Origin of the sequence: Halorubrum alkaliphilum (genome assembly GCF_017873815.1) — an archaeon.
GTDB classification, from domain to species: domain Archaea; phylum Halobacteriota; class Halobacteria; order Halobacteriales; family Haloferacaceae; genus Halorubrum; species Halorubrum alkaliphilum.
The window spans coordinates 35,464-50,161 of the sequence record NZ_JAGGKQ010000016.1; the positions used below are offsets into that span (position 1 = coordinate 35,464).

The 14,698-nt window shown below is 66.6% G+C and carries 14 protein-coding genes; 12 read left to right on the top strand and 2 right to left on the bottom strand.

The genetic code is table 11. The features are described 5' to 3' along the window. Positions 1 to 30: 30 nt before the first annotated feature. The 8 genes from J2751_RS10605 to J2751_RS15720 all read left to right on the top strand — a co-directional run bounded on the left by J2751_RS10605 (position 31) and on the right by J2751_RS15720 (position 8,080). Positions 31 to 513, top strand: coding sequence for a DUF7283 family protein (locus J2751_RS10605; protein ID WP_209485888.1), 483 nt, complete (start codon positions 31 to 33; stop codon positions 511 to 513). Beyond that, the gene (locus J2751_RS10610) at positions 494 to 928 is read left to right on the top strand and encodes a DUF7285 family protein (RefSeq protein WP_209485890.1); all 435 of its coding nucleotides are present in this window, start codon (positions 494 to 496) and stop codon (positions 926 to 928) included. Before J2751_RS10605 ends, J2751_RS10610 begins: the two co-directional genes overlap by 20 nt. Beyond that, entirely contained in the window at positions 925 to 1,542 is a 618-nt protein-coding gene (locus J2751_RS10615; RefSeq protein WP_209485892.1) for a DUF7284 family protein, read from the top strand. The genes J2751_RS10610 and J2751_RS10615 overlap by 4 nt, the downstream gene beginning before the upstream one ends. Before the next feature lie 47 nt (positions 1,543 to 1,589). After that, positions 1,590 to 4,667: a DUF7286 family protein gene (locus tag J2751_RS10620; protein WP_245202727.1), complete on the top strand. Its 3,078-nt coding sequence runs from the start codon at positions 1,590 to 1,592 to the stop codon at positions 4,665 to 4,667. Between the two features lie 92 nt (positions 4,668 to 4,759). Next, complete coding sequence (locus J2751_RS10625; RefSeq protein ID WP_209485896.1) at positions 4,760 to 5,215, top strand: DUF5791 family protein; 456 nt, start codon at positions 4,760 to 4,762, stop codon at positions 5,213 to 5,215. Then, complete coding sequence (locus tag J2751_RS10630; protein ID WP_209485897.1) at positions 5,212 to 6,138, top strand: NAD-dependent epimerase/dehydratase family protein; 927 nt, start codon at positions 5,212 to 5,214, stop codon at positions 6,136 to 6,138. The genes J2751_RS10625 and J2751_RS10630 overlap by 4 nt, the downstream gene beginning before the upstream one ends. A gap of 101 nt (positions 6,139 to 6,239) precedes the next feature. Then, the gene (locus tag J2751_RS10635; protein WP_209485898.1) at positions 6,240 to 7,415 is read left to right on the top strand and encodes a DHH family phosphoesterase; all 1,176 of its coding nucleotides are present in this window, start codon (positions 6,240 to 6,242) and stop codon (positions 7,413 to 7,415) included. 539 nt (positions 7,416 to 7,954) lie between these two features. Next, positions 7,955 to 8,080 carry a hypothetical protein gene (locus J2751_RS15720; protein WP_280901095.1) on the top strand — a complete coding sequence of 42 codons (126 nt, stop codon included), beginning with the start codon at positions 7,955 to 7,957 and terminating at the stop codon, positions 8,078 to 8,080. Positions 8,081 to 8,120: 40 nt separating this feature from the next. Here the strand turns inward: J2751_RS15720 and pan1 are convergent, their stop codons facing one another. Further along, on the bottom strand, positions 8,121 to 9,335 hold the full coding sequence (pan1, locus tag J2751_RS10640; protein ID WP_209485899.1) for a proteasome-activating nucleotidase Pan1: 1,215 nt from the start codon (positions 9,333 to 9,335) through the stop codon (positions 8,121 to 8,123). Between the two features lie 139 nt (positions 9,336 to 9,474). On the opposite strand from pan1, the gene J2751_RS10645 reads away from it, so the two are divergent. The 4 genes from J2751_RS10645 to rad50 all read left to right on the top strand — a co-directional run bounded on the left by J2751_RS10645 (position 9,475) and on the right by rad50 (position 14,128). Continuing rightward, complete coding sequence (locus tag J2751_RS10645) at positions 9,475 to 9,735, top strand: MarR family transcriptional regulator (protein ID WP_209485901.1); 261 nt, start codon at positions 9,475 to 9,477, stop codon at positions 9,733 to 9,735. 78 nt (positions 9,736 to 9,813) lie between these two features. Then, positions 9,814 to 10,122 carry a hypothetical protein gene (locus tag J2751_RS10650; RefSeq protein ID WP_209485903.1) on the top strand — a complete coding sequence of 103 codons (309 nt, stop codon included), beginning with the start codon at positions 9,814 to 9,816 and terminating at the stop codon, positions 10,120 to 10,122. Between the two features lie 26 nt (positions 10,123 to 10,148). Beyond that, positions 10,149 to 11,387, top strand: a complete 1,239-nt coding sequence (gene mre11 / locus J2751_RS10655; RefSeq protein WP_209485905.1) for a DNA double-strand break repair protein Mre11 — start codon at positions 10,149 to 10,151, stop codon at positions 11,385 to 11,387. Further along, positions 11,384 to 14,128: a DNA double-strand break repair ATPase Rad50 gene (gene rad50, locus J2751_RS10660; RefSeq protein ID WP_209485907.1), complete on the top strand. Its 2,745-nt coding sequence runs from the start codon at positions 11,384 to 11,386 to the stop codon at positions 14,126 to 14,128. The genes mre11 and rad50 overlap by 4 nt, the downstream gene beginning before the upstream one ends. Positions 14,129 to 14,196: 68 nt before the next feature. Here the strand turns inward: rad50 and J2751_RS10665 are convergent, their stop codons facing one another. Next, positions 14,197 to 14,679: a DUF7346 family protein gene (locus J2751_RS10665; protein ID WP_209485909.1), complete on the bottom strand. Its 483-nt coding sequence runs from the start codon at positions 14,677 to 14,679 to the stop codon at positions 14,197 to 14,199. Positions 14,680 to 14,698 lie beyond the last annotated feature (19 nt).

The following is a 14,698-nucleotide window of genomic DNA, read 5'->3' on the forward strand; positions in this document are numbered from 1 at the left end:
TTTAAATACGAAACCGCGGCCACCCGACCCATGTTCGAGACGAACCTCGACGCCACGTACGCGTGGCTCGGCCTTGCGGCCGTGAGCATCGTCACCGCCGGCGTAGTCGCCACGCTCCCCGCGTCGCCACCGCCGGACGCGGACGGCGTCGCGCACACGATCGATTCGGTCGCCGGCAGTGACTACGTCGCGACCGCGGAACACGGGGTTTCGGCCGATCGGCTCCGGATCACTCCACGAACGGTCGAGATCGATGGTGGCGGGGTCGTCGCTCGATCGACGATCGGCGAGAGCCCGATAACACCGGTCCCGCCCCGCGGGACAGGTGCCGACGACCGCCTCCGAAGGGTACTCGACGGTGTCTCGCCGGAGACCGTCTTCGACGACTCGGGCGAGTTCGCCGCGGCCGCGGAACATGAACGGACGCTCGAACACGAATGGCGAGTCGCTCCCGACCGAATAACCGTGAAGCGGGTTCACTACGATGAGACACATGTCACGCTCGTCGGATGAGTGGTTCGTCGCTGCCGACCGTGCGGCCGTGGAGCCGATCGCAGCACTGGTTGCCGTTCTCGCCGTGGGGGCAGCGCTCGGGCTATATGTCGGCGTGCTGGATGACGTGCGTTCGGATGCGACGGAGGGGCCCGAAGAGGCGAGCGTCGTGGTCGACCGGATCGAACGCGACGTGACCCTCGGCGGCGTCGCGCGGCCGAGCCGCCTGAGCGACCTTGGGGAGACGCGGACGCCGGCGACCGTCGAACTGGTGTCGGACGGAGAAACCTGGCGGGTCGGACTCGGGGCGGTCGGAGAAACAGGAGCCATTCGGCCAGATCGCCGGTCGAGTGCGGTCACCGAGCGGCGGGTAACCGTCCGCGTCGCCCCGGGGCGGAACACCCCCGGGACCCTTCGGGTGGTGTTCCACGGATGACGAGTACCGTTGTCGACGTGACGGTGTTACTGCTCTGCGTCTCGGCAAGCGTCATTACCCTCGGGATCGCGGGAGGGGGGCAAGGAGCGGGCGAGACGGGCTATACCGCGGACGACGCCGCGGACCGGCTGGCGACCGAGACGGCGACAATCACGTATCCGACGCCCGGAGCGGAGGATGACTCGCGAACCGTTCACGCGACGCTCGTGGAGTTCCTCTCGATGGCGATCGCTGCCGAGGAGTGGGACGACACGGGGGCGGCCGATCGGTTCCGGACGCGGGCGAGAACGGTCGTTACCGATTCGCTCGGGCCACGGACCCGAGTCGACGTTCGACATCGATTTGACCGCGTGGAGACGCTAGCCGAGAACGCGGATTCTCCGCCGGTGCCGACGCGGTCGAAAACGAGGACCGGGGCCGTTCGGGGAGGAACCGAAAACGACGAGCCGACCACCGTTTCCACCCGGGACGCTCGGGCGATCGGCGTCGGACCCGAACCGCCGAGGGACGTCGAAGTCACGGCCGCCGTTGTGACGCATCCGGTCCCGGAGCGATTGGAGAGCGACGAGGGACGGGACGACCGACTTCGGGTCGTCGTCAGGGTGTGGTACTGATGGGGAGCGCACGTGTGAGGGACCGAATCCCGGCCAGGGCGTTCGGCATGGACACGCGAGCACGGATCCCGTTCGCGCTGATTGGAGTGTTGCTGCTCGTGACGAGCTCCGCGTACGCGTCGGGGTTAGCGGGCCAAGGGCTCGTGAGCGAGGACCGAAGCGTCGAGCACGCCGTCGAACGAGTCGATGCGGACACGACGGCGGCGCTGAAGAGTGCCGCCCGCGAGGCCGCACATGCTTCCGCGTCAGATCCGGTCACTCGCGCGCCGAGCGAGACGAACGGAAACGACGACGGCCGATCGGCGAACGCCGTCCGATCGGCGTCACCCTTCGCGGATGCCTTCCGGATCCGGCTGGCACTCGCGGCGGAGGAGTCGCTCTCGACCGTGGAAGCCGACGTAAACGACGTCTCCGCGACGGCGTCGTTCGGTGCGGCCGGCGACGACATCGATCCGAACGACCTCGGATCCGCACGGGAGTCCGTCAGCGTGGAGAGCGTCGCGGACGGAACGGCGACGCGAGTGACGTTCGAGGACGTGACCGTCACCGCGACTCGGGACGGGCGGACGGTCGCCGAAGAGATCCGAGACCGAACCGTGGTCGTCGCCGTGCCGACGCTCGCGGCACACAAGCGAACGGAGCGGTTCGAGACGCGGTTGAATCGCGGTCCAGTGGAGGGCTCCGGACTTGGTCGTCAGCTGACCGCGAGCCTCTATCCGATGACGTGGGCGCGCGGATACGCACAGTACTGGGGCGCGCCCGTTCAGAACGTGCTGGCGAACCGCCACGTCGAACTGTCGACGAACGCAGGGATCGTGCGGACACAACGGGACGTGTTCGGCACGAGCGACCCCGACGCGCGAGGGGGCGTCGCCGAAGCGACCGCCAGAACCGGGCTGACGGACCTGCTCGAACCCGGCCCGCTCGACGAGGACGCGTGGACGGATCTAGTGCTCGACACGCCGACGCCGACCCGCGAAGACGGGGACGGATTCGATGCGGCGGAGGCCCACACGGACGAGACGACCTCCGTCTCGGTCGATCACGCGGCCGACGTTGCTGCGCTGGAGGTCCACGACGATATCGAATCGATAGTCGAGGGCAGTTATCGAATCGAAGCGACCATGGAGACGTCCACTAGTCGCGTCTCAAGCGGAGGTACCGCGCGACCGCCGACACCCAGCAGTGGGGGGGTCGAAGGCGACTGGGCACGGGTCGGCACGAGTACCGACGAAACGGAGTGGGTCGTGAGCGACGATTCGGTTCCGAGCGGCGTCCCCCGCGGCACGGTCTCGTCCGGGGAGTCAGTGTCGTTCGGCACGACGACACGGGAGGTGGTCTCGGAGCGGACGGCGACGGCAAGATGGGAGCGGATCGTCGACGTCGAGGACGAAAACGGTACTCGAACCGGAACACGGGTCGCCGAACGGACGACGACCACGGACACCGTGGCCGACCGGTATCGGGTCGTCGTCTCCGTGACCGGATCCTACGCACCACGTGACGATGCGCCAGACCGCTCGATCGCGACGTTCGGAGCCGGCGGAGCCGGCGACGTCGATCTCACGGGAACGCCTCACGCGGCTCGGTCGGAACTCGGTGCCGAGACGACTGGAGACATCGACTCCCTCGCGTACCAGGCCGTCTTCGACGGAGACGTCCACCGCTCGACCGTCGTGTTCGGTGATCCCGGTACTGGGGTCGTCGATCGGAGCGCGAAGGAGATCGACGAACTACGGATCGAAGTGCGTGAGCTCGAAGCCGAACTCTCGATGGAGAAAGCTGCCGTCGGAGCGGCCGATCCGTACGACGACCTCGCTGAGACGGTCAGAGACCGGCGAAGCGAGTTTATCGACGCCCCAGTGACGTACGACGGGGCGGCCGATCGAGCGTGGACGTCAACGCGTACCGCATACGTGGATGCCGTCATAGCGGAACTGGAGGCGGCGAACGACGACGAGAAGGCCGCGACTGACGGGTTCCTCGATCGGGTAGAAGGAGCCTTTGACGGCCCTTCACTCGCCGAGATCATCTCCAGCCGGGAGGCGGCACGCGATACGGGAGAGTACCGTGTCGGCGGGGAGGGCCCGGGTGGATCGGTGACGTTCGTTCCGAACGCGTCACCGGGCTATCTTCCACGGACGGCGGTCGACGGGGCGGACGTCGACGCCGTTGACGGGACGACGACGCGGCCGCTCGCCACACGGAACCTGAACTACGTGACGGTTCCCTATGACGACGTTGCCGGCGGGATCGTCGACCGGATCCTCGGAACCGAGGACACCGTCCGGCTCGGCGTCGCCGGACGCGCGCTACTGGCCGCGGACGACGCGCTCGCCGGCCGAAACGACCCGGATCTGGAGGCCGATAGGGAGACGCTCGCCGACCGAGTGACGGAGTCGATGGGCGTCGTGGACGACGAACTCGCCTCCGTCCTCGCGGATCGGAGCTCGATGAACCGCGGGGAAAGCGAGTCAGTCGTCGAGTCGGTGGCCGGTACGTACGGTTCGCCGGGAGAGAGAGCAGTCGCGATCGACGACGGCGAGTACGCACAACGGATCGCCGCGGCGGCCGAGCGTCGGAAGGGAGTGTCGGGACGGGAACGAGCGGCACTCAACGCGGATCTCCACGTTACGGCCCGGACAGCAACCGATCGCGACGCGGTCAGGATCCCTGCCCGATTCGTCGATGGACCGACCGAGAAGGTCCGTGAGGAGGTTCGCGGCGAGATGGAGGGCGCCGTAGAGGACGGTGCGCAACGCGTCGGCGAGGAGGCCGCGGAACGATGGGCCCCGAAGCCGGTTCGAAGAGTCGGGGCGGGACTTCCCGTCGCACCCGTCCCCGGGTACTGGGCCACAACGGTGAACGCGTGGCGCGTGGAGGTCCGCGGGGAGTATCCTCGGTTCACGCTCCGCTCGGACGTCGGAACGCCGGACCGACCGTTCGAGTACGTCAGAGAAGAAGGAACGGTGACGGAGACCGTTGACGGCGAGAGAGTACGCTTGGGTGTAACCGAGCCGATCGCGTTCGAGACCGGAACGCTCGTCGCCGTTGCGGTCCCCGCGGGACCGCCCGGGGTCGGCGACGTCGACGGAACACGTGACGAGACATCGCCGGGGTGGTAGGTCGATGTCCGCGGCGACTCCGAACGGAGCGTCGCGACCGCTACGAACGGGGCGACCGGTGGCGTTTTGGGACGCGCCCGCCGATCAACGGTATGTTTCACGAGATCGCCGACGAGGCGGTAACGGCCGACCGCGCGAACGACGACGAAGAGGCGATCGAGGCGGCAACGCTGTTGGCGTCGTTCGAGGCCGTGCTGGCCGAGACGGTCGAGGAAACGGGAGCGGACCGCGTCGTCGCCGAGACGCCACTCGACGAGGCAACCGTCGAGCGGATCGCCGACGGAGACGCTCGAACCATGACTCTCGCGGAGGGTGCAGCCCTGCTCGCCGTCGGGAGCGACCGCGAGTCGGAGCCGATGGTGGCGGAGATCCGCGATCACCTGTTGATGGGGATGGCGACCGCCGTCCTCGACGTGGACACGGTCGCGGCGTCGATGGACGCCGATCTCACCGGTCAGGAGGTTCAGCAGGTGCTGGAGGGACGTGCCGCGATGACGCTCGAACAGCTCGCCGAAGTCATGGCGGTCATCGAGAGCCGAAAACGATGAGGGTCGTCGTCGTCGGCTGCGGCTACGTGGGGCTCGAACTCGCACGACAGCTCGGGAGCCGCGGGCACGACGTGACGGGAGTCAGACGCTCGGAGACGGGGTTGGAGGCGATCGGCTCGGTGAGCGAACCGACCGACGAAGCGTTCGACGGATCCGTGAAGGCGGTTCGCGCGGACGCGACCGATCCGGAGACGCTCTCGACGCTTCCGGACGCGGACGCCCTCGTCTTCGCGGCCAGTTCCGGCGGGCGTGGCGCTGCGGCGGCCCGCGAAGTGTACGTCAACGGGTTACGGAACGTCGTCGAGGAGTACGGAACGAGAACCACGCCACCCGATCGACTGGTGTACACCTCCTCAACGGGGGTGTACGGCGACCACGACGGCGGATGGGTCGACGAATCGACGCCGATCGATCCGACCACGGAGAAGACGCGCGTGCTGGCGACGGCCGAGACGGTTGCACTGGAGGAGACGGCGGAGTACGGGATCGACGGAACGGTCGCCCGCTTCGCCGGGCTGTACGGACCGGAGCGATACCGCCTTGGCCGGTACATCGACGGCCCCGTAACCGCCGGCTACCTCAACATGGTCCATCGCGACGACGCCGCCGGAGCGATCCGACACGTCCTCGAAACCGATCGCGCCCGCGGGGAGGCGGTGGTCGTCGTGGACGACGAGCCGGCGGACAAACACGCGTTCGCGGACTGGCTCGCGGACGAGTGTGGCGTCGGCCGACCCGAAAAGCGCTCGAAGGCCGAGCGGATCGCGGACGGAGACCTCTCCGCGGCGGCCCGGCGACGGATCCGGACCAGCAAGCGATGTTCGAACGATCGGCTGCGAGAGCTCGGCTACGAGCTCGTGTATCCGACGTTCCGCGAGGGATACCGCGACGCGATCGATTCGTTCCGGCGAGAGCGAGAGTGAAGGTTACATAAAACCGCCGCATATCGGGGCCATATGCCGATTTCTCATGATACAGCGTCGGCACGAAGCTTCATGTAGCGTCGGCGAATTGCGTCTGACGTATGTGGGGCCTGACAGCGGTGAGCGAGACGCTCTCCGAGATGGAGGCGTTCGTCCGGGAGAACCCGGAGCTGACCGCGGTTGCGGCGTTCGTAGCGGTCGCCGTGCTCGCGAGTTCGTACGTACTGCTTCGGGCACGACGCCCGTCGGGAGTCACCTTCCGGCGATTGTTGGCCGACGAAGAGGAGATCACCGTGTTGATGCATCCGAACCCGGACCCGGACGCGATGGCGGCCGCGGTCGGGGTCGCGTCGTTGGCGGACCAGCTCGATGTCGAGGCGACCGTCCAGTATCCCGGTCAGATCCGCCATCAGGAGAATCGGGCGTTCCGAACCGTGCTTGACCTCAAACTCGACCGGATCGACCACGTCAGCGATCTCGCTGCGGAGACCGTCATTCTCGTCGATCACAACGAACCTCGTGGCTTCGGGGGTGCGGACGGGGTGTTGCCGACCGCGGTCATCGATCATCACCCCGGCGACGGGACCGGCGAGGAGTTCACCGACGTACGGACGGACTACGGCGCGACCGCCTCGGTGATCGCGGAGTACTTCGACGACAACGGAGCCGTGCCGGTGCCACCGGACAAACACGCGAGCGAGACGGACGGGACCCTCGCGCTGTCGACGCGTGCGTCGACCGGACTGTTGTACGGGATCCTCGCGGACACGAAACACCTCACCGTCGGCGCGAGCGAGCCGGACTTCGCCGCCGCGGCGTACGTTTATCCCGGCGTCGATCAGGACCAACTCGACCGGATCGCCAACCCTGCGGTCGACGCGGAGGTCCTGGAAGTGAAAGCCCGGGCGATCGCGGGGAGACAGATCGAGGGCTCGTTCGCCGTCTCGGACGTCGGGGGGCTGAACAACGTCGACGCGATCCCGCAAGCGGCGGACGAACTCATCCAGCTGGAGGGGGTCAGCGCGGTCGTCGTCATCGGTGAGCGCGACGGCACGATACACCTCTCCGGGCGCTCGCGGGACGACCGAGTCCACATGGGAAACGCGATCGACGCGGTCCTGTCCGACCTCAACAACGGCAACGGCGGGGGGCACTCCCGGATGGGCGGCGGCACGATCACCCCGGAGATCGATGCGACGGGAGAGGAGGAGCCCGACACTGTCGACCGCGACGCGCTCGCGAACGACCTGTTCCGCGCCATGGCCGGTGACGTATAAGGGCAATAAGTCAATCAGGTCGGTGCTGACGAGATCGTATTTAAAAAATCTGTGAACGGCAGCCGATTTTTATAAAAGAGCAGTGTTGTCCGCGCGCCCGGTTCGCGCCTTTTTAAGGGCTCGAACCGCGAGGCACTACGCGCCCTCACGGCGAGGGCTTTGACGCGTACACCAACGATCCGTAGCCGACAGTTTATAAACGAACGCCCGGGGCTTTGGAGGTCTCCACCGACGATCCGCAGTCGGCAATTTATGACCGACCGGCCGGAGATTTGGAAGCGTTCACCATAACGTCATCCATTTATAAACCACCGCCAGCAACACCGCTCGATCACTCATAAACGACTCCCACATCGTATTGAAATACTCACTCCCGACATCGCTCAAAAAGCAGTTTCTAGTGGCCGTGTCGGGCCGAGACTACCCGATCGATGGCATCTCAGCGAGGCCGTCGTATCGAAACCCGTCCACTGAGAGGGCGATCAGACCGTCGTGGGTCACGACCCAACGGTTAAGATGAAACCGGGCGATCGGCACGTATGAACGTCGACCTCGGCGGCGAGTGGCGGGCGCTCGCGGGAGTCGGGATCGGATACGCGCTCGCGACGGGACTGATCTTCGTCGCGTTCTTTCTGGTGCCGTATCTCGTCGTGAGTGCGCTGTGAGCGGGCTGTGGGGAACCCGGAGAAACAGCGAGGAAACCGCTTAGGCGAACGCCAGCGAGTCGTCGGCGTCGCCGGAATCGTCCTGCTGGAGCTTCTCGTGAGCTTCGAGGAAGTCGTCGAGGGTGACCTGCGTCCGGTCGTCGCGGATGGCGAACATCCCGGCCTCGGTACAGATCGCCTTGATGTCCGCGCCGGAGGCGTCCTCTATCATGTCGGCCAGCCGGGCGAAGTCGATCCCGTCGGCGAGGTTCATGTTCCGGGTGTGGATCCGGAAGATGATCTCCCGGCCCGCAGTGTCCGGTTTCGGCACCTCGATGAGGCGGTCGAAGCGGCCGGGGCGGAGGATGGCAGGGTCGAGCATGTCGAAGCGGTTGGTGGCGGCGATGATCCGGACCTCGCCGCGCTCGTCAAAGCCGTCCATCTCCGAGAGCAGCTGCATCATCGTCCGCTGGACCTCGGCGTCGCCCGAGGTCTTCGAGTCCGTCCGCTTCGAGGCGATCGCGTCGATCTCGTCGATGAAGAGCACTGCGGGCTGGTTCTCGCGGGCGACCTCGAAGAGGTCACGGACGAGCTTCGCGCCCTCGCCGATGAACTTGTGGACGAGCTCGGAGCCGGCCATCTTGATGAACGTCGCGTCGGTTTCGTTGGCGACCGCCTTCGCCAGCATCGTCTTTCCCGTCCCCGGCGGCCCGTACAGGAGGACGCCGCTCGGGGGCGTGATCCCCACGTCGGTGAACATATCGGGATGTTCGAGGGGCATCTCGACGGTCTCGCGGACCTCCTGCATCTGCTCTTCGAGGCCGCCGATGTCGGCGTAGGTGACGTCCGGAGAGTGTTCGACCTGCATGACGCGAGCGCGAACGTCGGTCTCCTTCTCTAGCTTCTTGACGACCGATAGCGAGTTGTTGACTGCGACGCGGTCGTCGGGGTCGAGTTTTCCCCGCATCTCGTCGGTGATCTCGGTCAGCGCCTCTTGGTTGTTGCCGTGCTGTTTGATCACGGCACCGTCCTCCGTGATCTCCTGTACCGTGGCCACGAACAGCGGCGACTGCTTGAGCTTCTTGTTTTCGTGGGTGAGCCGTTCGAGCTTCTGCTGGTACTTGTTGTTCTCGGCGTTCGCGTCGAGGAGTTTGTCGCGCATCTCCTCGTTCTGGGACTCGAGATCCTCGAGGCGGTCCTGGAGAGTCTCGATCTTCTCCTGTCTCGACGCCGACCCCTCGTAGGGCATATCGACGTCGTCGACGGTATCACTCATTGTGTGGTATAAGGCGTCTCGCGGATAAGAGGCTTCGGGTGGGGACACTCCGACGGCATCGACGTGTAATATAATGCCTAGTGGTAATGAAAACGGATAGTAAATATTATTTGTTGGCATGAAGTATGTCCGAACACGCATGAGCACCACGGAAGCCGTCGCCACCGACGACGTCTCGGACCGCTGGGAAGGGGTCCGTGACCTGCCGCCGAGCGCGAAGCTCGTCGCAAAGGTTCTCGATTACAACGACACGTTGACACAGAGCGAACTCGCCGAGGAGACGCTTCTCCCTCCACGAACCGTCCGGTACGCGCTCTCGCGGCTGGAGGAGGAGGACGCGGTCGACTCCCGGTTCTCCTTTACCGATGCTCGGAAACGACTCTACTCGTTGTCGGTCTGAACGTCCGCACACGGGCGATCCGGTCATCCGTTCAAGGGTCACGCGAGAGTATAAACCCGATAGCGAACCAGCCACCGTGTGGTCTCGACCGACGACGTCAAACGGGCGCTGTCCGCGCTAGCGACGCGAACCGACACCGCGACGAGACCGTACACCGCGGTGATCGACGAGGCCGACGCCGCCCGCGAGGACCTCCACCGGGCCGCCGGCTTCGTCGAGGCCGTCGGGCTCGACCGACTCGAGGAGGCGATCAGGGACGCCGAACGCGATGGAGACGCCGAGCTCGCCGATCGGGGACGCGCTGCGCTCGACTCGTACCGACGGTTCCGAGCGGTCGCTGAGGGGAGAGAACCGGCGGCGGATCGTGGGTCGGCCCGGAACCCCTAAATCCGACACCGGCCAACCGTCGGGCAATGACACGGGTGATCCATACCGGCGACACCCACATCGGGTACCAGCAGTACCACTCGCCGGACAGACGCCAAGACTTCCTCGACGCGTTCGACGCGGTCGTCGACGACGCGGTCGACGACGACGTCGACGCCGTCGTCCACGCGGGTGACCTCTTTCACGACCGACGACCGGAGCTTCCCGACCTGATGGGCACTATCTCCGTCCTTCGGCGGCTCGACGACGCCGGGATCCCGTTTCTTGCGGTGGTGGGGAACCACGAGTCGACCCGCGGCGGGCAGTGGCTCGATCTGTTCGAACGGCTCGGGCTCGCGACCAGACTCGGTCGGGAGCCGGTCGTCGTGGGCGACACCGCCTTCTACGGGCTCGACCACGTCCCCGTCTCCCGCCGTGACGAACTCGAGTACGCGTTCGAGCCGCACGACGCGGACTACGCGACGCTGGTCGCACACGGCCTCTTCGAGCCGTTCGCACACGCGGACTGGGACACGGAGACGGTTCTCGAGGAGAGCGACGTGGCGTTCGACGCGATGCTGCTCGGCGACAACCACAAGCCGGATCGCGCAACGGTCACCGACACGCCGGTCACCTACTCGGGATCGACGGAGCGCGCGAGCGCGAGCGAACGCGAGGGACGCGGTTACAACCTCGTGCGGTTCGACGAGGACGCCGGCGGGGGCGACGATCGCGTCGAGATCCGGAGGCGCGCGATCGACACCCGCGAGTTCGTTTTCGTGAGCGTCGAACTCGGGGAGGGGGAAGGCGAGTCCCGCGTGCGCGAGCAGGTCCGCCAGCACGACCTCGGGGACGCCGTCGTCCTCGTCGAGGTGACCGGCGAGGGCGACCCGGTCACGCCGGCCGCGATCGAGGAGTTCGCCACCGACGAGGGGGCGTTGATCGCGCGTGTCACCGACCGTCGGACGGTCGAGACCGACGACGAGGTCGACGTGAGCTTCGCCGACCCGGAGGACGCGGTCCGCGAGCGGATCGAGGGGATGGGGCTCTCGGCGGCCGCGCTCGACATCGACGAGACGGTCCGGTCGGAGAGCGTCGCCGACACGAACGTCCGGGAGACGGTGAAATCCGCGGTCGAGGACCGGCTCGACGACCTCGACGCGTTCGTGGCCGCGGACGACGGCGAGTCGAACGAGGGCGGGCCAGACGACGGCGACGAGGGTGAGACGGACGCCGACTCGGAGCCGACCACAGACGGACAGGTCTCCATGGAGGACTACCTATGAGATTCGACAGGGTCCGGCTCACCAATTTCAAACCCTACGGCGATGCCGACGTCCGATTGTCCGAGGGGGTGACAGTCATCCACGGCCTCAACGGCAGCGGGAAGTCCTCGCTGTTGGAGGCATGCTTCTTCGCGCTGTACGGCTCGAAGGCGCTCGACGGGACCCTCGACGACGTGATCACGAACGGAGAAGACGAGACCGAGGTCGACCTCTGGTTCACGCATGACGGAGTCTCGTATCACGTCTCGCGTCGGCTTCGCGAGTACGACGACCGCGTCGATCACGACTGTACGCTCGAAGCGACCGCGGGAGGCGACCTGACGCGCGACGGCGCGACCGCGGTTCGGCGGTTCGTCACCGATCTGCTCCGGATGGACGCCGACGCGTTCGTCAACTGCGCGTACGTCCGTCAGGGCGAGGTCAACGCCCTCATCAACGCCAGTCCGAGCCAGCGACAGGACGTCATCGACGACCTCCTCCAGCTGGGGACCCTCGAGGAGTACCGCGAGCGCGCCGGCGACGCGCGCCTCGGCGTCGAGGACGTGTTGAACGCGAAGCGGGCCGTCCTTAGAGAGAAGGAGAGACGGATCGAGGAGAAGGAGGAGCGGGACCTCCACGACCGGCTCAACGGACTCGAAAGCGACCTCGCGGAGCTCGACGAGCAAGTCGACCACTACGAGGACCAGCGGGACAGCGCGCGCAAGACCCGGTCGGAGGCGGTCGAGACGCTCTCGACGTACGAGGAGAAACGGGACGAACTGGAAGCGGTCGAGTCGGAGATCGAGGGGATCGAGACGTCGATCCGCGAGACGGAGCAGGAGCGCGAGACACACCGGACGGCGATCGGCGAGGCGCGCGAACGCATCGACGAGATCGAGTCCGGGATCGACGAGCAGTTGGACGCCGCGGGGGTCGAAACGGCGACCGCGGCGGCCATCACCGACCGCCGCGCGGAGCTCGACGACCGGGAGGCCGAGATCCGTGCGGAGCTCGACGACGTGCGGGTGAACGCCGAGGCGTTCCGGAACCAGTCGGAAACGCTCTCGGAGAAGGCGGATGACCTGGCCGAGCGAGCCGCGGACGCCGAACGCGAGGCCGAACGTCGCGAAGAGGAGGCCGAGGCCGCAGCGGCGGAAGTCGAGGAACACGAGTCCTCGATCGAGGAGCTCCGCGAGGAGGCGGCCGGGCTCCGCTCCCGGTTCGAGAACGGTAAGGGGGACGCCGAGACGGACGGAGTGGACGACGACGAAACCGTCGAGGAGACCGTTAACGTGGGGCCCGACGAGGCGGCCGGACGACGGGAGACCCTCCGTGAGCGACGCGGCGAGGCTCGCGAGCGGATCGCCGAACTCTCCGCGGAGTTGAAGAACGCCCGTGAACGGGTCGTGGACGCGGAAGCACTACTGGAAGCCGGGAAGTGCCCGGAGTGCGGACAGCCAGTCGAGGACTCCCCGCACGCGACCGGGATCGACGAGGATCGTGAGCGCGTCGCGACGCTGGAGACGGAGCTCTCCGCCGCCCGCGATCGGGCCGAACGCCTCGATGACCGGATCGAGACGCTCGACGGGCTCGTCGAGGCGGCCGACCGGCTCGACGAGATCGACGACACCATCGGAACCGTAGCGGAGCGAGTCGAGGAGAAGCGTACGGAGGCAAGCGAGAAGCGGGAGGCGGCGAGCGAGAAGCGCGACGAGGCCGGGAAGCTCCGGGAGCAATCCGAGGAGACGCGCGAGGTGGCCGTAGAGAAACGTGAGGAGGCCGAGGCAAGCGAGAAGCGGGTACGGGAGCTGGAAGCCGAGATCGACGCGATCGAGGACGCTCGGATGTCCGTGAGCACGGTCGAGGAACGCTTGAACACGATATCCGATCTCAACGAGCGGATCGAGCGTCGTCGCGAGAAGCGGGCGAACCTCGAGGAGGTGAACGACGAGCGGCGCGACCGGCTTGCGGACAAACGAGATCGACGCGACGACCTCCGAGAGGACGTCGATGAGGAGGCGATCGAGACGGCAAAGGAGCGCAGGGAGGACGCCGAGGACTACATCGAACAAGTCACCGAGGAGTTGGACCGGCTCGACGAGCGCCGGACCGAGCTCCAGAACGCGATCGGCGGCGTGAGAGGTGAAATAGCGGCGCTTGAGGAGTTCCGCGAGGAACGTGAGTCGCTGGCCCGGACCGTCGAGTCGCTGGAGTCGCTCCACGACGAGACCGCCGAGCTGGAGGCGACGTACGGGGACCTCCGTGCGGAGCTGCGGCAGCGAAACGTCCGGGAGCTGGAACGGACGCTCAACGAGACGTTCGAGCTGGTGTACGGCAACGACGCCTACTCACACATCGAGTTAGACGGCCAGTACGCGCTTACCGTGTATCAAAAGGACGGAGAACCGCTCGATCCCGAACAGCTCTCCGGGGGCGAGCGGGCGCTGTTCAATCTCTCGTTGCGATGTGCGATCTATCGCTTGCTCGCCGAGGGGATCGAGGGAGCCGCGCCGACGCCGCCACTCATCCTCGACGAACCGACCGTCTTCCTCGACTCCGGGCACGTCTCCCGGCTCGTCGACCTCGTCGAGGAGATGCGTGGGTTCGGCGTGCGACAGATACTCATCGTCAGCCACGACGACGAGCTGGTCGGGGCGGCCGACGAGCTCCTAACCGTCGAGAAGAACCCCCGGACGAACCGCTCCACGGTCACGCGCGAGGATGTCGCCGGGCTCGACGTCGCGTCGCTCGCGGACGACTAAGCGACGGTCGGGGCCGCGCCGACCGGACCGGAGCGAGCGTCGTGAACGGCCGCCGATAACACTACCCCTCATGTATCAGAACTGCTGTACTCGGCGTCCGCACCACCGAGTACACCGTCCGCGGGTTCCGTCTCACGTAACAGTCGGACCGCCTTCTGGGCGTCTTCGGTCGCCTCGTAGCCCCGCTGCCCGACGACATCGACCTCCTCGACCAACCCGGTGGCACGGAACTCCGTGAGTCGGCCGTGAAGTTCCGATTCACATGCCCCGGAAGCGTCCATGAGTTCGGTAACCGACACCGGCCCGGCATCGACGAGTTCCACGAGCAGACCGAGCGACCGGTCGTCGTGGACCGCGCGGATCACCCGGCGGACGACACCTGGAACAGCGAGCGACGCCGTTTCGAGCGGCGGTTCGCCGTCGACGACCGTTAACTCCGCGTTCTCGACGTAGCGCTCCTCGCCCGAGATCGGGTCTCGTACCAGACTCGACTCGTCGGAGCGTTTCACGAGGAGGTACGTGTTGCCGTCGCCGTCGCGGACCGTCTGCATGGGCGATCGGAGGCCCTCC